The organism is Bartonella phoceensis, assembly GCF_902825145.1.
Classification (GTDB): Bacteria; Pseudomonadota; Alphaproteobacteria; order Rhizobiales; family Rhizobiaceae; genus Bartonella; species Bartonella phoceensis.
The window spans coordinates 204,956-225,259 of sequence record NZ_CADEAD010000002.1 but is presented as its reverse complement, the minus strand read 5'-3'; the positions used below and the strand labels follow the sequence as shown (position 1 = coordinate 225,259).

The following is a 20,304-nucleotide window of genomic DNA, read 5'->3' as shown; positions in this document are numbered from 1 at the left end:
TATCAAACTGCCCCTAAAAAGCCATTTTTTATTTTCATAAAGCATAGAGTCGCTATGATCTATGTTTAGTACCTAGAGCTTTTCTTTGCTGTTACAGGATATAATAGCTTTCATTTTGCTCCTCCTATGATAGCTGAGGTACTAGTAGCGACAGGGTCGTTGTGGTGTTCCCCTCCCCACAACGACCATATTTTTGGAAACAATAATTCTAAAAGATTTTTTTCTTCCCAGATTCTTAAAAATCTTTTCAGGAAAAAGAGAGATAAACTATTCAGAGATTTTGAAATTGTTCCATAGAGCTTTTTCACCCATTTTATTGATAAAATCAGCATGCATATTTCTTTCTTGCGTACTTAATCTTGAAGGTAATGCCTGTGGACGAAGTTTAACTGGGTAGAGACCACTTTTATCATTCCAGGTATTATTATCAACATTGTCCCTGTTATTGAAGCCTAGTACGCCTTGTTTTCCACCAATGAGTTCAATATAAACATCAGCAAGAATCTCGGCGTCAAGTAAAGCACCGTGAAGAATACGATGACTATTATCAATTCCAAAACGTTTACACAAAATGTCAAGAGAATTAGGACCCATAGGAAATTTACGCCGTGCTATAGCCAGCGTATCAAGAATATTATCAACACTGATAAGTGGTTTATTTATTCGTCCTAATTCTGCATTAAGAAAACCAACATCAAAACTTGCATTATGTGCAATCATTGTTGCACCATCGATAAATTCTAAAAATTCATCAGCAATATCACCAAAGTTCTTTTCATTCTTTAAGCGTTCATTGGTTAAACCATGAATTGCTACAACTTCATCAGGAATAATAACGCCTTGCGGGTTTAAATAAACATGAAATCGTCGTCCTGTAAGATAACGATTAATCATCTCTACACAACCAATTTCAATTATGCGATCTTTCTCTTTATCTAAACCTGTCGTTTCCGTATCAAAAATAATTTCACGCATTACCTTAATTCTTTAATAGGCTTTTTATCACATCAAAAACTTGCTGACGTGTATTCTCTAAATCTTTTCCTGTATCAATAATAAAATCAGCATATTCCCGTTTTTTTTCATCAGACATCTGCCTAGCACTAATAAAAGAAAATTTTTTTTCATTCATATTTTGGCGAATCATTGCGCGTTTTTTTTGTACTGCTCGTGGAGCAGAAACAACTATCACACTGTCTACACGTTTTTCACTCTTTGTTTCAAAAAGAAGTGGAATCTCAAGAACAACTAATTTTTTTCCTTGTCGGCGCGCCATATCAATAAATTCTTTTTCTTTTTTTCGAACTAAAGGATGAATTATTTCTTCTAAGGTCTGTAATTTTTCATTATCATTCAGCAAAATTTCAGAAAGTTTTAGGCGATTAACTTTACCATTCTCGACAACATTAGGAAACGCACCTACTATAAGAGACAAAGTTGGCTCACTTTCATAAAGTTTGTGTACTATATCATCAGCACTAAAAACGGGAATACCCGCTTGTTTAAAAAAATTAGCAACTGTTGATTTTCCCATGGCAATTGATCCCGTCAACCCTATGATTCTCATTCCTTTTCTTCACCTATATCTTCTAAAATTGCTTTTCGTAACGCCTTTGTAACCTGTGGCCTTATTCCAAACCATCGCTCAAAACCAGGAACAGCTTGATGCAAAAGCATACCAAGTCCATCAACAATTCTTAAACCACATGCTTTTGCTTGTTGTAAAAAGGGCGTTATTAATGGCGTGTAAACAACATCTGTTACTAATGCTGTTGTCTTCGCCTGGTGAAAATCACAAAAAAAAGAAGCACTCTCTTTCTCACACAGATTTGTTATACCTACAGAAGTCGTATTAACAATTAAATCAGCTTGATGAAGTATCTCATGTATATTATGCCAATCATGGACCTCAATAGGTTTTCCAAAATGTTCCGCTAGATTATCTGCATGTTGTTTTGTACGATTAACTAAGAAAATACGTTCAAATCCTCGTTCTTTTAAGGCATATAGAACAGCGCGTGCAGCACCGCCCGCACCAAAAACAAGTGCTGTTTCCCCTCCCCAGTCAGGAGCAGAATCATCAAGACTAGCACTAAAACCATAGGCATCACTGTTTGTGGCACAAAGTTTATTTCCTTCATACCAAAGCGTATTAACAGCACCAATTATTGTTGCTACATCATCTTTATATTTCACCAAATGGAAAGCTTTCTGTTTATGAGGTAAAGTAACATTACCTCCACAAAAACCTCTTTTTTGTATGGATATGAAAAAATCTCTGAATTCTTCAGGTGTTACTTCTTGTGCCAAATATTCACCTTGTAGATCATATTGTTTAAGCCAAAAATTATGAATTTTTGGCGATTTTGAATGGTGAATAGGAGTGCCAATAACAAAAGCACGTGGGAAGATTGTTTGCTGACACTTTATTGTTAAATTAATCATCAATAACCCCCAAATGGCGCAGTTTTATCAATAGGGGTAATAAAGGTAAACCAACAATGGTAAAAAAATCCCCGTCAATTCTTTCAAAAAGATGGATTCCTTCCCCTTCAATTTGGTATACTCCTACAGTGTTAAAAACGTCTGTTCCTACACGTACTAAATAACGTTCAATAAAATCTGATGAGAGAAGACGTACTGACATATCTGCACTAAAAGCTTCTACCCAAATTTCTTGGCCATTCTGAAATAAAGCTACCGCACTATGAAGAAAATGAGTTTTTCCTGATAAATCACATAAACGTTGATGCGCTTCTTTTTTACTTGTGACTTTATGAAGAACTTCTCCCTCTAAATCAAGTACTTGATCACAACCAATAACAAAAGCATTAGGAAAACGATCGGATACATTTTTTGCCTTTGCACTTGCAAGAAAACAACTGAGTTCTTTAGGATCCTTTATTCCTCCTGTTTTTTCTGCCTCCCTTTCATCAAAAGATGCTTCTTCAATAAAAAAACTCAAGCCTGCTTTTTTCAACAATTGTGCACGATAAAAACTAAGAGATGCTAGTATTAACTTATTTGCTGCCATGGAATTTTTCTTTTATTTTCCTTCACCGAATCGCGATAAAAGTTCAAATATTGCTGCTGCTGTCTCTTCAATAGAGCGTCTTGTAACATCAATAACAGGCCAACCAAAACGTTCGCAAATGCGTTTTGTATAAATCAACTCTTCAGCTATACTGATACGGTCAGTATAACTTTCAATAGCAAAACTATCTCCCAATGCGCGATTTTGACGGATATGTGAGATTCTTTCAACTGAAGCAATTAAACCAATGATCAAAGTATTTTTTGCTTTGAAAAGAGCTTCTGGTAGATCAATACCCGGAATAAGAGGAATATTAGCTGTTTTAATTCCGCGATTTGCTAAATAAATACTAGTAGGTGTTTTAGAGGTTCTTGAAATTCCTATAAGTATCACATCTGCATTTGATAAATCATTGGAAGACTGTCCATCATCATGTTCTATTGTGAAATCTAATGCTTCAATACGGCGAAAGTAATCTGCATTGAGATCATGTTGCGCACTTACACGTAAATTTGTTGGTATACCAAGGTACGACTGAAAAGCATCCAAAACAGGATGCAATATGTCAATACAAGGAACTTTTGTTTTCTCACATCTTTTCTTAAGAAGGAGTTTAATTTTTTTATCAATAATTGTGTAAAGAACAATACCCGGCTCCTGTTGTATTTCATCAAGAGCTCTTTGTAGCTGTGTTTCATTACGAATCATCGGATAAATATGCTCTATAGCTTGATTCATTGTATACTGTGATGCAACAGCTCTCCCAACAGAGATTAATGTTTCTCCTGTTGCATCAGAAAGCATATGCAAATGAAAGAATTTTTTTTTTATCACAAAAATTTTAACTCCTTGTTAACAAATGTGTATATATCCTCGTTGATTTTTATAAAACTAAAATTTAGGAAAAATTCCCGATTATTATGCACAGATTGAATGGTTGTGATAATTGAATTCTTTTTATGAGAAAAAAACGGGGATAATGTCTTTAATATAATGTTATATTTATTTTTTTTATTTTTCCTTTGTGGATAAAATTGAGGATAAGTCAAATATAACAAATAATTCACACTAAACACAGATTTAAATAAGAATAATCCTTTTCTCTTTAAATTTATTAATTTAAAAATATTTTTAGATATTGATTTATTTATGATATAAACTAGATTCATATCTAGTAAGAATATTTAAAATAAGTTTATATTTATTTTATAAAAAATGATATTTTCCGTGATTTTCTTTAAATATTATTCAAATGTTTTATAAAATTATTCATTTTTTAGTGTTTAAGTTTACATAATTGATTTTTTCATATAATTAATTAAATATTATACGAAGATAGTTCATATAAATGGTGCTTGCAGATTAAAAAAATTGAGTGTAGAATATTTTTTCTTTACGAGAATGTTCCATTCTTTTATTTTTCTATAAATTAATTCAAGGACAATCCCCCATATATTAAAGAGCATATTTCATGCAAGAAATGAAACTACAAGAACTTAAAAGTAAAAATCCTGTTGAACTTGTCTCTTTTGCTGAAACATTAGAAGTTGAAAATGCTTCTTTAATGCGCAAACAGGAGTTAATGTTTGCTATTTTGAAAAAACTTGCCTTGCAAGATGTGGAAATTATCGGTGAGGGAGTTGTTGAAGTTTTACAAGATGGATTTGGATTTTTACGATCTGCCGATGCTAATTACCTTCCAGGACCTGATGATATTTATCTTTCGCCTGCGCAGATTCAATCTTTTTCTTTAAAAACAGGTGATACCGTTGAAGGTCCTATACGTAGTCCAAAAGAAGGAGAACGTTATTTCGCCCTTCTCAAAATTAATACAATTAATTTTGAAGATCCTGAGAAAATTCGCTATAAAATTCACTTTGATAACCTTACTCCTCTTTATTCAAATGAACGCTTTCAAATGGAAATACAAGATCCTACAGAAAAGGATATGTCATCACGAGTGATTGACTTGATATCTCCATTGGGAAAAGGGCAAAGAGGATTAATTGTAGCTCCTCCTCGTACAGGAAAAACGGTTTTACTTCAAAATATTGCACATTCTATTACGACTAATCATCCTGAATGTTATCTTATTGTTCTCTTAATTGATGAACGACCAGAAGAAGTCACTGACATGCAACGTTCTGTAAAAGGAGAGGTTGTTTCTTCTACTTTTGATGAACCAGCTATACGTCATGTACAGGTAGCTGAGATGGTTATTGAAAAAGCAAAACGCCTCGTTGAATATGGGCGTGATGTTGTTATTCTTCTTGATTCTATCACACGTTTGGGTCGTGCGTATAATACAGTCGTTCCTTCATCAGGTAAGGTTTTAACAGGTGGTGTAGATGCAAATGCTTTGCAGCGCCCTAAACGTTTCTTTGGTGCAGCTCGCAACATTGAAGAAGGTGGTTCTTTAACAATTATTGCAACGGCTTTGATTGATACCGGCAGCCGTATGGATGAAGTTATTTTTGAAGAATTTAAAGGAACAGGTAATTCAGAAATTGTTCTTGATCGTAAAGTTGCTGATAAACGTATTTTTCCTGCTATGGATATTTTGAAGTCAGGAACGCGTAAGGAAGAACTTCTAGTAGCACGGCAAGACTTACATAAAATTTTTGTACTTCGTCGTATTTTAGCACCTATGAATGTAACAGATGCTATTGAATTTTTGATTGATAAGTTAAAACAGACGAAAAATAACAGTGAATTCTTTGATTCAATGAATACATAGAAATATTAAGTTTTTTTGATTAGGATACATCCTGTGGATACAATCTTTGCTGTTTCGAGTGGGTTGTTGCCTTCAGGGGTTGCAGTCATTCGACTTTCTGGTCCTCATGTTATGAATATTGTTAAAACGCTTTGTGGTTCTTTACCTAAAGCGCGATTTATGCATTATGGGGATCTTACTGCTCGTGATGGTAGTTTTTTAGATTCTGCTTTGACTGTTTTTTTTCCTGCTCCTCATAGTTTTACGGGAGAGGATTGTGCAGAATTTCATCTGCATGGAGGTAAAGCAGTTGTTAATCGTTTTCTTGATGAATTATCTACATTTTATGGATGTCGTATTGCAGAAGCAGGTGAATTTTCGCGTCGTGCGTTTATGGAAGGAAAATTAGATCTTGTTCAAGCGGAAGGTCTTGCTGATCTAATAGAGGCAGAAACGGAGAGTCAGCGTCGTTTAGCGGTTATGGGTACAAGTGGCCGTTTAACAACACTTTATCGTAATTGGCGCCATAAACTTATAAGGGCACGCGCTTTTATTGAAGCAGAACTTGATTTTGCTGATGAAACTGATATCCCCGATTCGGTATCTAACAAAGTTTGGAAAGATTTAGAAAATCTTTGTACTTCTCTTCAAAAACATATTGATGAAGGAGAACGCGCGAGTATTTTGCGTGATGGATTAAAAATTGTTATCGCGGGTGCTCCGAATTCTGGAAAATCAAGCATTATAAATCGTTTGGCCAATAGGCCTGTTGCTATTGTAACGGAAGAAGCAGGTACAACCCGTGATGCTTTAGAGATTAGACTTGTTCTCGGTGGTTTACCAATTTTTTTAACAGATACTGCTGGTTTTAGAGAAACAGAAAATAAAATAGAACAATTAGGGATAGAAGTTGCCAAGCAGCATGTGAGAGATTCTGATTTAGTTATTTTAGTTTATGATATAGGAAATCCTCAAGAGGTAGATTTACCAGAAACATCAGCTGAAATATGGCATGTTGGTAATAAGCTTGATCTTTATGAAGAAAATAAAGCGCATTGGTTTATAAAATTTTCAGCATTAACTGGTTTAAATTTCGACTGTTTTATTAAAGAACTTGAGTCATTTTGTTTACGTCGTGCTGCTGAAATTGGAAATCTCGTTACAGCACGTAAAAGGCAACTTCAGTTATTAAAAGAGGCTGTTAAAGAAATTGAGGCTTCTGTGCGTTATAATTCTCTTGATTTAAGTTTACGTGCAGAACATCTTCGTCGTGCTTGTGATTTTCTTGGGAAAATTACAGGTGACGTAGATGTTGAGGATTTGCTTGATATTATTTTTTCAGAATTTTGTATAGGAAAATAATGATTCACGTGAAACATTGATTATTTCATAGACAGATTTAAAAGATCATGTATTTTATATTATGTTTCACGTGAAACTTGAGATTAGATTCTCTATGGGATAAATTCTGATGCAGTTATATGATGTTATTGTTGTTGGGGGTGGACACGCTGGCTGTGAAGCTGCTTCAGCTTCAGCGCGTGTTGGAGCGCGGACAGCTCTTGTGACACATAAAATAACAGCACTAGGAACAATGTCGTGTAATCCTGCTATTGGTGGACTCGGAAAAGGACATCTGGTGCGTGAAATAGATGCTTTGGATGGTCTCATGGGACGCGCAGCAGACGCTGCTGGAATTCAATTTAGGCTGCTTAATAGACGTAAAGGGCCAGCAGTAAGAGGACCACGTACACAAGCTGATAGGCAACTCTATAAAGAAGCAATTCAAAAACTTTTGAAAGAACAAGATAATCTTATTCTTATTGAAGATGAGGCTGTTGATCTGATTGTTAAAGACTGTTGTGTTTCAGGTGTAGTTTTAAAAAATAGAGGAAAAATTTGTTCTAGTGCTGTTGTTTTAACAACAGGTACATTTTTGAACGGTTTTATTCATATTGGTGATAAAACATGGGCTGCTGGACGTATGGGGGATCAGTCAAGTATACAACTTGCTGAACGTTTAAAAGAATATAACATCAAGCTTGGGAGATTAAAAACAGGAACGCCTGCGCGCCTTAGTAAAAAAACAATTCGTTGGGAGTGTCTTCCAAAACAGCAAGCAGATGAGGATCCAACCACCTTTTCTCTTTTAACAGAAAAAATTACACAGCCACAAATTGAATGTGCGATAACACGTACAAATACACAAACACATAAAATTATTCGTAAAAATATTCATCGATCTGCTTTATATTCTGGAAATATTGAAGGATTAGGACCACGTTATTGCCCTTCTATTGAAGATAAAATTGTTAAATTTGGTGAACGTGATGGGCATCAGATTTTTTTGGAACCAGAAGGATTAAATGATGATACTATTTACCCAAATGGTCTTTCTACTTCTCTTCCGGAAGATGTACAAATTTCTTTATTTAAAACTATTGAAGGATTGGAAAATGCTAAAATTTTACAACCTGGTTATGCAATTGAATATGATTTTGTTAATCCACAACAATTGACTAAAACCTTAGAATTACGTTCTTTGACAGGGTTGTTTTTAGCTGGTCAGATTAATGGTACAACAGGATATGAGGAGGCTGCAGCACAAGGTCTTTTGGCTGGCTTAAATGCTGCCCGTAAAGTAGGAAAGTTAGAGGAAATACTCATAAGTCGTTCTACAGCTTATATTGGTGTTATGGTAGATGATTTAGTCTCACGTGGTGTTTGTGAACCTTATCGGATGTTTACATCACGTGCTGAATTTCGTTTGTCTCTACGATCTGATAATGCTGATGCTCGTTTAACACCTTTAGCACAGCAATGGGGGATTGTAAGTAAAGTACGGTGGGACTGTTATACAGAAAAACAACAACGTCTTAATCAAGCACGATTAATGTGTAAGGAACTTTTTCTAACACCTAATGAAGCTTCTGCATATGGATTACAAGTAAATCACGACGGAATTCGGCGTTCGGCTTATGATCTTCTTGCTTATCCTCATATGACTATAAAACGTCTTTCACATTTTTGGCCACAATTACAATCTATAGACTCTAAGAGTGTTGAATCCTTAGAAATTGAAGCACAGTACGCAGTTTATTTAGATAAACAGGCACAAGATATTGCTGCTCTTCAGCGCGATGAACGTTTGGAAATTCCCTCTTCTCTCGATATTCAGTCAATTTCCGGTCTTTCAAATGAATTAAAAACAAAAATTCAAGAAATATCACCGCGTTCAATTGCGGATGCTCAAAAAATTGATGGTATGACACCAGCAGCATTATCGCTTATTATTACATATATTCAACGTCAACGACGTGAAAAGGCTAAAACAGCTTAATGGAAATTTCTACAGAACAAAAATATAAAGCACTTTTAGATATTATTCCTTCTGTTTCACGTGAAACTATAGATGATTTGATACAATTTGAAACTTTAATTATGCAATGGAATATGCATATTAATTTGGTGTCCAATACAACAATACCAGTTCTGTGGACGCGTCATATTTTGGATTCGGCACAAATATATCCTTTACGCAGTGATTTTATGCGTTGGTGTGATCTTGGATCAGGTGGTGGATTTCCTGCAATTGTCATTGCTATTTTTCTGAAAGAAAAAAAAACAGGGCATATCGATCTTGTTGAAAGTAATGGGAAAAAAGTCGCTTTTTTACGAACGGTCATTACTCAATTGAATCTTCCAGCAACAGTTTATCACTGTAGAATTGAGGACGTATACAAAAAAATAGTGGCACCAGAGGTTATAACAGCACGGGGATTAGCTCCTCTTGACACTCTTTTACAGCTTATTTTTCCGCTATTAACAAAAAAAACAATAGCCCTTTTGCAAAAAGGACGGGATTACGCCATAGAAATAAAAAATGCCTCTGCCAATTGGCAGTTTGATCTGTTAAAACATAAGAGTAAAATTGATGAAAATTCTGTTATTTTAGAAATTTCTCATGTTCGATCATGTAGAGGGTAGAGCAAAATGGGCGAAACACGGATTATCGCTATTGCAAACCAAAAAGGTGGGGTGGGAAAAACAACTACAGCAATTAATCTTGCAACAGCTTTAGCAGCTATTGGGGAGGATGTTCTTATTATGGATGTTGATCCACAAGGTAATGCTAGTACGGGATTGGGAATTGATCGTAATAGCCGTCCTTTGTCCTCTTATGATGTTTTGGTTTCAGGAATTTCAGTCACAAAAGCAGCTTTAAAAACAGCTGTACCCAATCTTCATATTGTACCTTCTACGCTTGATCTTTTAGGTGTAGAAATGGAGATTTCTTCATCGAAAGATCGCATTCAACGGTTACGTAAGGCACTCTATGATGATCCAAAAATGGAAAAAAAATTTAGTTATATTTTAATTGATTGTCCTCCATCACTTAATCTTTTAACGCTTAATGCTATGGGAGCTGCAGATTCTGTTCTGGTGCCTATGCAATGTGAATTTTTAGCACTTGAAGGTTTAAGTCAATTGCTTGAAACAGTAAAACAAGTGCGTTCCGTACTTAATCCATCTTTAGAAATTCAAGGTATTGTCTTAACAATGTACGATGGACGTAATAATCTTTCAAATCAAGTTGTTGAAGATGTACGCTCTTTTATGGGAGATAAAGTTTACCGTACTGTGATTCCACGAAATGTGCGTGTATCAGAGGCTCCTTCTTTTGGTAAACCAGTATTGCTTTATGATCTCAAGTGCGCAGGTAGTCAGGCTTATTTGCGCTTAGCATCGGAAGTGATTCAACGTGAAAAACAAGCACGCGCTGCTGCTGCTTAGAAATATAGGAAAAATAATTTTTATACAGGAAACACAAAGAGTAAAATTATGAATGATGATCAATCAAAAAAAAGACTAGGACGTGGATTGGCAGCATTGATTGGCGATATCAATTTAAACAATAGTATTACACGTTCACAAAATGCTGAAAAATTAACAGAGTTCAGTACAGCTTCTACACTTTCTGAGCGGTTTGTACCACTTGAATCTATTTTGTGTAATCCACATAATCCACGACGCCATTTTACCGAATCAGAACTTGATAATTTAGCGCAATCAATTCGTCAACATGGTGTTGTTCAACCTGTTATCGTAAGACCTTCACGCGATCATCCTCATAGATTTGAATTAATCGCAGGTGAACGGCGGTGGCGTGCTGCACAACGTGCTAATTTAAGTAAATTGCCGGTAATTGTTCGTGATGTAGATGATAAAACGGCTTTAGAATTAGCAATTATTGAAAATGTTCAACGTGCTGATCTTAATCCTGTTGAAGAAGCAATAGGATATGAAATTTTGCTAAATGAGCACGGTTATACGCAAGCAGATTTAGCACAAGTGATTGGAAAAAGTCGAAGTCATGTTGCAAATACGCTTCGTTTGTTAAAATTGCCATCGAAAGTACAGCAATTCTTAGTTGATGGACAACTCTCCGCTGGTCATGCACGCTGTCTTATAACTGTTGATAATCCACAAGATTTAGCTGAAAAAATTATTCGTGAAGGTCTCTCGGTACGCCAAACAGAAATACTTGTATATGAACAGGCAAATCCTAAGGTCAAAAAACAAACTTCTGTAGAGAAAGATGCAGAGACGAAATCTTTAGAAAAACTACTTGCAGATGTCATTGGAATGAAAGTCATTATTCGACATGGTAAAAAAGGTGGTGATTTAAAAATACACTATTCCTCATTAGAACAATTGGATGATATTTGTCGACGTTTACAAAATTAAAGGGCGTTTGCAAATCCTAAATGAGACAATAGTTTAAAATAGCATAAGTTCTATTCACAACTTTTTCCTAAAACGCTAAATATTCTGTACATATGTTTTTTTCCAAATTCCAAATTATCTAAAACAACAGCATTTTTTTCATCAAAAGAAATGCCTTCTTTTTCAAAAGAGATATCTCTGGTAAGTATTATTAATGTTGCTCGAAGTGCCAAAGAGCCAATAGCAAACTCTTTTGGGGTAATATCGTTTTTTCTTAAAATATACATTAGTTTTGGCTTATGAGAGATAAAATCTATAATCCCTTCAATACTATGGTTGTATATAGTATTGGTAGCTTTTAGTTCAGGGGGTAAATTCTCACATTCTTTTGTAATTTTTTCCATTTTTAAGAGAAAATTTTCTGTTAAAGAATAATTTGCAACAATATAGGGAAACTCAAACTGATGTTCTGTTTCTTTTGCTATTATTCCTTTAGTACATATTACAAAAGTAAAAAGGAAAAATAAAGGCAATAGAGATTTAAACATGGTTAAAAATTATCCTTTCTTTTTCTGATTTCAGAAAAGACTTCTTCATCTGTTGCATCCTTCATTGCAAGGTTTTCTCGCAAATTTTTATCATCCCAACGAAGAAAAGGGTTAATCGCTTTTTCCTGCCCTAAAGTGACAGGTAATGTCATAGCGTTTTTTTCACTCAACAGAAAAATATCTTTTATTCTTTGATGAAGTTTTTGATTATGTGGATCAACCGTCAGTGCGAAAAGAGCATTGGTTTTGGTATATTCATGCCCACAATAAAGAAGCGTTTCATCAGGCAGTTGACGAAGCTTTTTTAAAGAATCTAGCATTTGTGCAGGTGTTCCTTCAAAAAGACGTCCACAGCCGAGTGAAAAAAGTGTGTCTCCAGAAAAAAGTAAATTTTCTTCAGGAAGGTAATAGGACAAAGCTCCTAGCGTATGGCCAGGTGTTGAGAGAGCTAAAAGCGTGTGAGAACCAAAGATAAGCTTCTCATCAGGTTGAAGTATTTGATCAAGATGGTGAATTTTATCTTTTTCTGCTGCTGGTCCTACAACTATAGCGTTGTAAACTTGTTTTAATTCTGCAAGGGCTTCTACATGGTCATAATGATGGTGAGTCACAAAAATAGTGTTAAGTGTCCAATTACGGCGTTTTAAAGCATTGTGAATAGCTTTACTTTCAGGAGCATCTATTGCGGCTGTCATACCACTTTTTTCGTCGTGAATGAGCACACCAAAATTATCTTCTCGGCATATAAACTGTTCAATCAACATATTTCCTCTCCCTGAACAGTATGCGACGATAAGGACAAAAAGTAATCTATAATTATGGGTATATTTTGTTTAAGAATCAGATTTCTCTTCTTCTATAAAAAGTCCCTGTGAGTGTTTAAGTATAAGAGGCATTTGGATAAGCATGAAAAGAACGGTTAGAGGCATAACACCAAATACTTTAAAGCTTGTCCAAAAATTATCGCTAAAATTGCGCCAAATTATCTCATTTAAAAAAGCGAGAAAAACGAAAAAAAATGCCCAACGATAGGTTAGTTTACTCCATCCCAAATCATCGAGTTTTAAAGTAGAATCTAGAGCGTAACGCAGCAATGGTTTTTTAAAAAACATACCACCAAAAAGAATAACAGCAAATAAGCTATTGATGATTGTGGGTTTCATTTTGATAAAAGTATCGTTATGGAGCCAAAGAGTTAAAAATCCAAAGACGAGAACGAATATACCTGAAATAAGAGGCATTATAGGAATTTTTCGTGCAAGAATCCATGATAAGCTTAGTGCAATAATAATTGCTACCATGAAGATAGCTGTTGCAGGGAAAATAGGCTTACTAAAATTTTTAAAGATACCAATATTGTTTAACAACCATTCACCTTTGTAATTGGCAAGAAAGAAGGTAACTAATGGCCCCATTTCTAAGAGAAATTTAAATGTTGGTGAAAGAGACTTTTCTCGGTTATCATCCATATTCTCCAAATTGCGATTATTGTGCGAATGATTCCTAAGTGAAGATTTTTTCATGCGTATTTTCCTGTAATAGTTTCGGCAAAGTCGGAGGCAGAAAAAGGTTGAAGATCATCAATGTTTTCTCCTATACCGATAAAATAAACGGGTAATTTGTATTTTGCTGCGACAGCAACAAGAATTCCTCCTCGTGCAGTACCATCAAGTTTTGTCATAATTAAACCGTTAACACCAGCAATATCACGGAAGATATTCACTTGAGTGAGTGCATTTTGTCCGGTGGTTGCATCAAGTGTTTGAAGAACTGTATGGGGTGCGTGGGGGGTTTGTTTGCCTAAAACACGAATAATTTTTGCTAATTCATCCATCAACTCAGTTTTATTTTGCAGACGTCCAGCTGTATCAATAATCAATACATCACTGTTTGCTTTTTTTGCTTTTTCATAAGCGTCAAATGCTAAACTTGCAGCATCTGCACCGAGTTTGGTTGAAATAACAGGAGATCCTGTGCGTTCACCCCAAATATGTAATTGTTCAATAGCAGCAGCGCGAAATGTATCACCAGCAGCCAGCATAACTTTTAACCCTCCTGCGGTGAGCTTTGCTGCAAGCTTTCCAATAGTTGTTGTTTTCCCAGTACCATTTACACCGACCAGTAAAATAACGTGAGGCTTGTGATTAAGATCAAGTTCTAATGGAATCGCTACAGGTTCTAATACTTTTTTTATCTCGTCAGCTACAATGCTATGAACTTCATCTGGAGATAAATTTTTTCCATAACGACTGGAAGCTAAAATCTCAGTGATGTTTGTAGCCGTTTCCACGCCAATATCAGCTTGAATAAGGATATCTTCCAGATTTTGCAATGTATCTTCATCAAGCTTTCCCTTAAGAAAAAGGTCACCAATTGATTCACTTAAGCGTTGTGAAGAAAGAGCTAACCCTTTTTTTAGACGACCAATCCATGCTGTTTTTTTCGGTTCAACAGAAGGTGTAGGTGAAGACTTTTCAATTTGTTCACTAATTGTATCTGTAACGATTACTTTGCCAGAAAGCGGAATTTTGCCAGAATCATCTTCAAGAGATGCAATTTTATCATTACATTTTGTAGATATTGTCTTTTGATTTTCTATGTGTTCTTCTTTTTCTGTATTTATAGAGAGCCACTCATTTTTAGAATTTTTACTTTTATATTCACTTTCTTCTGTTATATCGGTTTCATAAGAAGTGGAAACTTGTTCCATTTCTTGTTCTTTAGATTTTTTAAAAGAAAATATTTTTTTGATAAAAGATTTTGTCATAAGGGCTTCCTTGCTCAAGCTGCGTTTAATTTTGGGAGGACAGCAACCAACTTATCACCATCATGATCAATAATAAGAGCTTGAACAATTGTTCCAGCTTTTGCGCCTTTAACTTGTACAAGGGTATAATCTTCTGTTCGTCCAATTCCATCTTTTTCAATAAGAATTGTTTGTTGGCTATTTTGTAAATGAACAAGATGTTTTTGGTAAGCCTCCTCACCTGCTTTGCGCAATCTTTCTGCACGCACCTTTACTATTTTACGGTTGACTTGTGGCATACGTGCGGCAGGTGTTCCTTCTCTTGGACTAAAGGGAAAGACATGGAGATGTGTTAAATGACAATCATTAATCAAAGAGAGACTATTTTGAAACATTTCTTCTGTTTCAGTAGGGAAACCAGCAATTAAATCAGCACCATAAACCATTGTGGAACGTTTGGCACGCAAGTCTTGGCAAAATTGAACTGCATGCTCACGTAAGTGTCGCCGTTTCATTCTCTTTAAAATCATATTATCACCTGCTTGCAAGGATAAATGCAAATGAGGCATGATTCTTTTTTCATAAGCTAAAAGATTGATGAGTTCCTCGTCTGCTTCAATAGAATCGATTGATGAAAGACGTAATCGAGGTAGATCAGGTACGTGATACAAAATGGCTGCAGTTAATTTTCCTAGATTAGCTTTTCCAGGTAGATCGTGACCATAGCTTGTAAGGTCGACACCTGTCAAAACCACTTCTTGAATACCATTGTCTATGAGCCGTTTAATTTGTTCAATAACAGCACCCATGGGGACTGAACGTGATGGGCCACGCCCATAAGGGATAATACAAAATGTGCAACGGTGATCACATCCGTTTTGTACCTGTACAAAGGCACGTGTGCGCTCATCCATTGCACTCACCATATGTGGAGCAATTTTTTGCACTTCCATGATGTTGTTGATACGCAACTTCTCGGAATGGTTGATACCAAAATCAGGAAGTTGACGATAAGAATGCGCATGAAGTTTATCTTCATTCCCTAGAACAAGATCCACCTCTGCCATGGAGGCAAAATTTTGCGCTTCCGTTTGTGCAGCACATCCTGTTACAATAATGCGGGCATGAGGATTTTTACGTCTTGCTTTACGGATAGCTTGTTTTGCTTGTCGTACGGCTTCGGCAGTGACAGCACAGGTATTAAAGATGATAGCCCCATCTTTGAGCTGATCTAACCCTGAAGAAGTGCTTTCTTTGCGTATAATTTCTGATTCGTAGCTGTTTAGTCGACAACCAAATGTTACAATTTCTATTGCCATCAAAAGTGATCCTTTTTATAGCTCCCTGTTAAAGGGTTTAAAAAGCCACTAAATTCATAATTGGTTGGACCTGTCATAATAATGTGATCGTCTTCTCGATAGAAAATATTAAGTGTTCCTCCTGGTAAGTGTACATCAATATGGCGTTTTATTAACCCTCGTCGATAGGCGGCCACTGCACTGGCACAAGCAGCACTCCCACATGCTTGCGTTAACCCTGCTCCTCGTTCCCATGTGCGTAAATTTAGACTTTTTCGTGACACAACATAAACAATGGAAATATTGCACCGTTCTGGGAAAAGGGGATCGTGTTCAAGTTTTGGTCCATATTTTTCTAATGGAATATGTTGAATATCATCCTCAACAAAAAAAATAGCATGGAGATTGCCAACAGAGACAAGACAAGCATCCTTTAAGGGACCAGCAGTAATTTCGACGTGATTGGTATCAATTATTTCACGTGAAACAGGCATTTCTTTTGCATTGAAATTTGGACATCCCATGTCAACAGAGATGAGGTTATTGATTTGGCGTTTACCTTCAATAATCCCAGCGGGCGTTTCTAATCGAAAGGTCTCACCAAGATTGTTGTCTGTGAGCCATGCTATTACACAACGGGTGCCGTTGCCGCAAGCATTTGCCATTGAACCATCAGCATTCCATATTTCGATACGGAAGTCTGCTTCTTTTTGGGTTGCTGGATGAAGTGCCATAATTTGATCAAAATGGGTTTGAGGATCTGCCGATAAGGCAAGAATTGCTTGCCGTGTAAGCGCATGTGTACTTTCACGCATATCGGCAACAATGATTTGATTGCCAAGTCCTTCCATTTTGCTGAATGGCGTTTTCATGAAATTTCCCTATTTTTAGTGATTGTCCACAAAAGATATATGACTGAAAATCTTATAAATTTCTAGTGCTTGATAGATATAAAACGAGTGGCAAAAATTATTTATTATTCAAAATAAGTGACTTTCATCCTATTTTTTTTAATTTGTTAATGTATCTTTGTAAAATACCATATAACAAATATTCATCCATTTTTTGAGTGAATTTATTTATTGTCCTGGGAAAGAGTATAGGTATGTCATTTTCAAAAATTTTACTTTTCATTGTACTATCAACTGTAACATTTTTAGGGGGGTGTTCAATATCGCGGTTTAACAGTAATGATAGTAGCAATACATTAGAAGTTTTTTATCCACTTCAACAAATACCAACAGAAGTTATGTCTGGTCCTTCGTCTTCTCGTTTGTCAGCATCTGGAACAGCAGATGTTTCGATGTATGAGAGAGGAGATTCTCAGAGTGATGAACGAATGGCCAGCTTTGAATTGCCAGGCAATGCTGTGGATTTGTTTCCTGCAAATGTTGCTGGAGTGTGGAGTCTTTCTATGGGGGGGAAGGTTTGCCGAATTGCAACACCACAAACAAAATTTGGACAAGGATATCGTGCTGGTCCCCTAAATTGTCCAGGAATCGTTTCTCAGGTAAGTTCGTGGTCTATTAAAGGAAAAAGATTATATTTCTATAATAGTTTAGGACGCGTTATCGTTGCTCTTTATTCTTCCAATACTGACCGTTTTGAGGGACGTACACTCGATGATCATCCAGTTATTTTGAGCCGTTAGATCATTTTGGACCGTTTATAAAAATGGGAAATATGTGTAAAAATTTGTAAAGAAAATGTATGTTTTTTATTGAAAACGGTTTGAAAAAAGGTTGTTTGGATGACTTTGGTTTCAACATGCTATAAAGAACTGGTCTTGAAAAAAGAAATAAGTTTGGATCCAGCTCAATTGGCTTTAGCAGAGCATTTTGATAATTTATTACAAGAAATTGCACAACAAAATATTTCCCATCCCCTAGCATTTTGGCATTTTTTCAAAAGAAAAAAACGAACTTTTTCTCATGGTTCAAGACAAAGTGATGGGAGTGGTGCTTTTCAGGGGTTGTATATTTATGGTGAAGTAGGACGAGGCAAAACTATGCTGATGGATTTGTTCTTTTCTTGTTTACCGCAAAAATGTAAAAAACGTACACATTTTAATGATTTCATGACTGATGTGCATGAGCGTATTAATTTTTATCGTCAAGCATCTGGGCGTATAAAACCTAAACAAGATAATCCTATTTTAGCCGTTGCTGAGGATCTTGCACGAGAAGCCCAAGTGCTTTGTTTTGATGAATTTACGGTAACAGATATTGCTGATGCCATGGTGCTTGGTCGCCTTGTCTCTTCTTTATTTGATAAAGGGGTTTTCTTTGTTGCGACTTCAAATGTTGTTCCTGATAATCTTTATTATAATGGGTTAAATCGAGAGCTCTTTTTGCCTTTTATTCAAGTTTTGAAAGCACATGTTTGTGTTATCAATCTTGATGCAAAAACAGATTATCGTCTTGAAAAATCAAATCTTCAACATGTGTATATAACGCCGTTAGGGTCGCAGGCAAATAAATGCATGGATAAAGCATGGTCTCTGGTGTTGCAAGAACAGAAGGAAACATCTGATGAACTTCTTATAAAAGGCCGCCTTGTGCATATTCCACGCACCGGGGGGGGTTGTGCACGTTTTGATTATCAAGATTTATGTGCAAAACCTTTAGCAGCAGCTGAGTATTTAGCATTGGGAGAACATTATCATACGATTTTTATCGATAATGTACCGGTGATGGATGATACACACCGAAATGAAACAAAACGGTTTATTTTACTTATTGATGTTCTTTATGAACGCCACATAAGATTATTTATGTCGGCGGCAGCGAAACTTGAAGACTTGTATAAGGGGCATGCTCAGACTGCAGAAACATTCGAATTTCAAAGAGCACAATCACGCCTTTTCGAGATGCAAAGTCAGGATTATTTAAAAGTGTGGGCAGAACGTTTTCTTTTGAAATAAAAAAACGGATTATAACTTTACCTTTACGTAGACTGTAAGAACGATAACTCCCTGAATTTAAAAGAAGTGTAATAATTCTGTTGTATTTTTTAAAAATTCACTTTATCGGTACATTATAGTAATTTCTAATAGAACCTTTGTGTGGAGGATGTTGACTTCTATGAAGTAAAAAAGGTTGGTGAATTTTATCTTGCTTGTGAAGGTATTGTTAAAAATGTGGCTAAAGTAAAAGAAAATATTTAATATATTGGCGCTGGTTAAGTATATTCTGCGTTATCTAATGTTAGGAAAAGTAAAATGGCAAGAAAAAAAATAGCTCTTATTGGTTCGGGTATGATCGGTGGTACTTTAGCGCATATTATTGGACTTAAAGAGCTTGGTGATGTGGTCTTGTTTGATATTGCAGAAGGTATACCACAGGGAAAGGCGCTTGATATTGCGGAATCCTCACCTGTTGACGGTTTTGATATCAGTTTAAAAGGTGCTAATGCTTACGAAGCAATTGATGGTGCTGATGTTGTTATTGTAACAGCAGGTGTTGCACGCAAACCTGGTATGAGCCGTGATGATCTTTTAAGTATTAATTTAAAAGTGATGGAACAAGTTGGTGTTGGGATTAAAAGATACGCGTCTTCAGCATTTGTTATTTGTATTACTAACCCCCTTGATGCAATGGTATGGGCATTGCAAAAATTTTCAGATCTTCCAGTGCATAAAGTAGTTGGTATGGCTGGTGTCCTTGATTCAGCACGTTTTCGTTATTTTTTGTCTGAGGAATTTAATGTCTCTGTTAAGGATGTGACGGCATTTGTTTTAGGAGGACATGGTGATTCAATGGTGCCTTTGGTGCGTTATTCAACGGTTGGTGGTATTGCCTTGCCTGACCTTATAAATATGGGCTGGACTACACAGGAAAGAATTGATCAAATTATCCAGCGTACCCGTGATGGTGGTGCAGAGATTGTTAGTTTGTTAAAGACAGGCTCTGCTTTTTATGCACCAGCGGCTTCTGCTGTTTCTATGGCTGAAGCCTATTTGAAGGACACTAAGCGTGTTGTTCCTGTTGCTGCTTATCTTTCAGGGGAATACGGGGTTAATGATACCTATGTTGGTGTTCCCGTTGTACTTGGTGCGGGTGGTGTTGAGCGGATCATTGAAATTGATCTTGATAAAGAGGAAAAAGATGCTTTTGAGCATTCAGTGAATGCGGTTAAGAAGCTTTGCGAAGCTTGTATCGCGCTTGTGCCTGGTCTCAAATAAATTGAGTAAGGATTTTGTTTATTAAAATAGAGTATTTAAAATATTAGGATTT

General features: G+C 35.9%; 20 protein-coding genes. 9 read left to right on the top strand and 11 right to left on the bottom strand.

Annotated features, from left to right (window positions below; translation table 11 throughout):
- Positions 1 to 267: 267 nt before the first annotated feature.
- From dnaQ to J7R07_RS03200, 5 genes are read right to left on the bottom strand one after another with little or no spacing between them, the layout of a single operon-like run.
- Positions 268 to 975 (bottom strand): DNA polymerase III subunit epsilon, encoded by a 708-nt coding sequence (gene dnaQ, locus J7R07_RS03220; RefSeq protein WP_208435504.1) that lies wholly within the window; start codon positions 973 to 975, stop codon positions 268 to 270.
- Positions 976 to 979: 4 nt separating this feature from the next.
- On the bottom strand, positions 980 to 1,567 hold the full coding sequence (gene coaE, locus J7R07_RS03215) for a dephospho-CoA kinase (RefSeq protein ID WP_208435503.1): 588 nt from the start codon (positions 1,565 to 1,567) through the stop codon (positions 980 to 982).
- Positions 1,564 to 2,445, bottom strand: a complete 882-nt coding sequence (locus J7R07_RS03210; protein ID WP_208435502.1) for a shikimate dehydrogenase — start codon at positions 2,443 to 2,445, stop codon at positions 1,564 to 1,566. The genes coaE and J7R07_RS03210 overlap by 4 nt, the downstream gene beginning before the upstream one ends.
- Positions 2,438 to 3,034 (bottom strand): Maf family nucleotide pyrophosphatase, encoded by a 597-nt coding sequence (locus J7R07_RS03205; protein WP_208435501.1) that lies wholly within the window; start codon positions 3,032 to 3,034, stop codon positions 2,438 to 2,440. Before J7R07_RS03205 ends, J7R07_RS03210 begins: the two co-directional genes overlap by 8 nt.
- A gap of 12 nt (positions 3,035 to 3,046) precedes the next feature.
- Positions 3,047 to 3,868: a pyruvate, water dikinase regulatory protein gene (locus J7R07_RS03200; protein ID WP_425489178.1), complete on the bottom strand. Its 822-nt coding sequence runs from the start codon at positions 3,866 to 3,868 to the stop codon at positions 3,047 to 3,049.
- A 637-nt stretch (positions 3,869 to 4,505) separates the two neighbouring features.
- Here J7R07_RS03200 and rho point away from each other — a divergent pair.
- From rho to J7R07_RS03170, 6 genes are all read left to right on the top strand, one after another.
- Positions 4,506 to 5,771: a transcription termination factor Rho gene (gene rho / locus J7R07_RS03195; RefSeq protein ID WP_208435500.1), complete on the top strand. Its 1,266-nt coding sequence runs from the start codon at positions 4,506 to 4,508 to the stop codon at positions 5,769 to 5,771.
- Positions 5,772 to 5,804: 33 nt separating this feature from the next.
- A complete protein-coding gene (gene mnmE, locus J7R07_RS03190) occupies positions 5,805 to 7,112 on the top strand; it encodes a tRNA uridine-5-carboxymethylaminomethyl(34) synthesis GTPase MnmE (RefSeq protein ID WP_208435499.1) in 1,308 nt (435 codons plus the stop codon).
- Positions 7,113 to 7,221: 109 nt separating this feature from the next.
- Positions 7,222 to 9,090 (top strand): tRNA uridine-5-carboxymethylaminomethyl(34) synthesis enzyme MnmG, encoded by a 1,869-nt coding sequence (gene mnmG / locus J7R07_RS03185; protein WP_208435498.1) that lies wholly within the window; start codon positions 7,222 to 7,224, stop codon positions 9,088 to 9,090.
- The gene (gene rsmG / locus J7R07_RS03180; protein WP_208435497.1) at positions 9,090 to 9,737 is read left to right on the top strand and encodes a 16S rRNA (guanine(527)-N(7))-methyltransferase RsmG; all 648 of its coding nucleotides are present in this window, start codon (positions 9,090 to 9,092) and stop codon (positions 9,735 to 9,737) included. Before mnmG ends, rsmG begins: the two co-directional genes overlap by 1 nt.
- A gap of 6 nt (positions 9,738 to 9,743) precedes the next feature.
- Entirely contained in the window at positions 9,744 to 10,544 is an 801-nt protein-coding gene (locus J7R07_RS03175) for a ParA family protein (protein WP_208435496.1), read from the top strand.
- A gap of 48 nt (positions 10,545 to 10,592) precedes the next feature.
- Positions 10,593 to 11,498 (top strand): ParB/RepB/Spo0J family partition protein, encoded by a 906-nt coding sequence (locus J7R07_RS03170; RefSeq protein ID WP_208435495.1) that lies wholly within the window; start codon positions 10,593 to 10,595, stop codon positions 11,496 to 11,498.
- A gap of 50 nt (positions 11,499 to 11,548) precedes the next feature.
- Here J7R07_RS03170 and J7R07_RS03165 read toward each other — a convergent pair whose 3' ends face one another.
- From J7R07_RS03165 to dapF, 6 genes are all read right to left on the bottom strand, one after another.
- Positions 11,549 to 12,025 (bottom strand): hypothetical protein, encoded by a 477-nt coding sequence (locus J7R07_RS03165; RefSeq protein ID WP_208435494.1) that lies wholly within the window; start codon positions 12,023 to 12,025, stop codon positions 11,549 to 11,551.
- Between the two features lie 2 nt (positions 12,026 to 12,027).
- Entirely contained in the window at positions 12,028 to 12,789 is a 762-nt protein-coding gene (gene gloB / locus J7R07_RS03160) for a hydroxyacylglutathione hydrolase (protein WP_208435493.1), read from the bottom strand.
- 69 nt (positions 12,790 to 12,858) lie between these two features.
- Positions 12,859 to 13,548: a septation protein A gene (locus J7R07_RS03155; protein ID WP_208435492.1), complete on the bottom strand. Its 690-nt coding sequence runs from the start codon at positions 13,546 to 13,548 to the stop codon at positions 12,859 to 12,861.
- Positions 13,545 to 14,792 (bottom strand): signal recognition particle-docking protein FtsY, encoded by a 1,248-nt coding sequence (ftsY, locus tag J7R07_RS03150; RefSeq protein ID WP_208435491.1) that lies wholly within the window; start codon positions 14,790 to 14,792, stop codon positions 13,545 to 13,547. The genes J7R07_RS03155 and ftsY overlap by 4 nt, the downstream gene beginning before the upstream one ends.
- A 14-nt stretch (positions 14,793 to 14,806) precedes the next feature.
- Positions 14,807 to 16,090, bottom strand: a complete 1,284-nt coding sequence (gene mtaB / locus J7R07_RS03145; RefSeq protein WP_208435490.1) for a tRNA (N(6)-L-threonylcarbamoyladenosine(37)-C(2))-methylthiotransferase MtaB — start codon at positions 16,088 to 16,090, stop codon at positions 14,807 to 14,809.
- On the bottom strand, positions 16,090 to 16,941 hold the full coding sequence (gene dapF, locus J7R07_RS03140; protein WP_208435489.1) for a diaminopimelate epimerase: 852 nt from the start codon (positions 16,939 to 16,941) through the stop codon (positions 16,090 to 16,092). Before dapF ends, mtaB begins: the two co-directional genes overlap by 1 nt.
- Positions 16,942 to 17,174: 233 nt before the next feature.
- On the opposite strand from dapF, the gene J7R07_RS03135 reads away from it, so the two are divergent.
- From J7R07_RS03135 to mdh, 3 genes are all read left to right on the top strand, one after another.
- Positions 17,175 to 17,720, top strand: coding sequence for an AprI/Inh family metalloprotease inhibitor (locus J7R07_RS03135; protein WP_208435488.1), 546 nt, complete (start codon positions 17,175 to 17,177; stop codon positions 17,718 to 17,720).
- 99 nt (positions 17,721 to 17,819) lie between these two features.
- Positions 17,820 to 18,992, top strand: coding sequence for a cell division protein ZapE (gene zapE / locus J7R07_RS03130; RefSeq protein ID WP_208435487.1), 1,173 nt, complete (start codon positions 17,820 to 17,822; stop codon positions 18,990 to 18,992).
- Between the two features lie 297 nt (positions 18,993 to 19,289).
- A complete protein-coding gene (gene mdh, locus J7R07_RS03125) occupies positions 19,290 to 20,252 on the top strand; it encodes a malate dehydrogenase (protein WP_208435486.1) in 963 nt (320 codons plus the stop codon).
- Positions 20,253 to 20,304 lie beyond the last annotated feature (52 nt).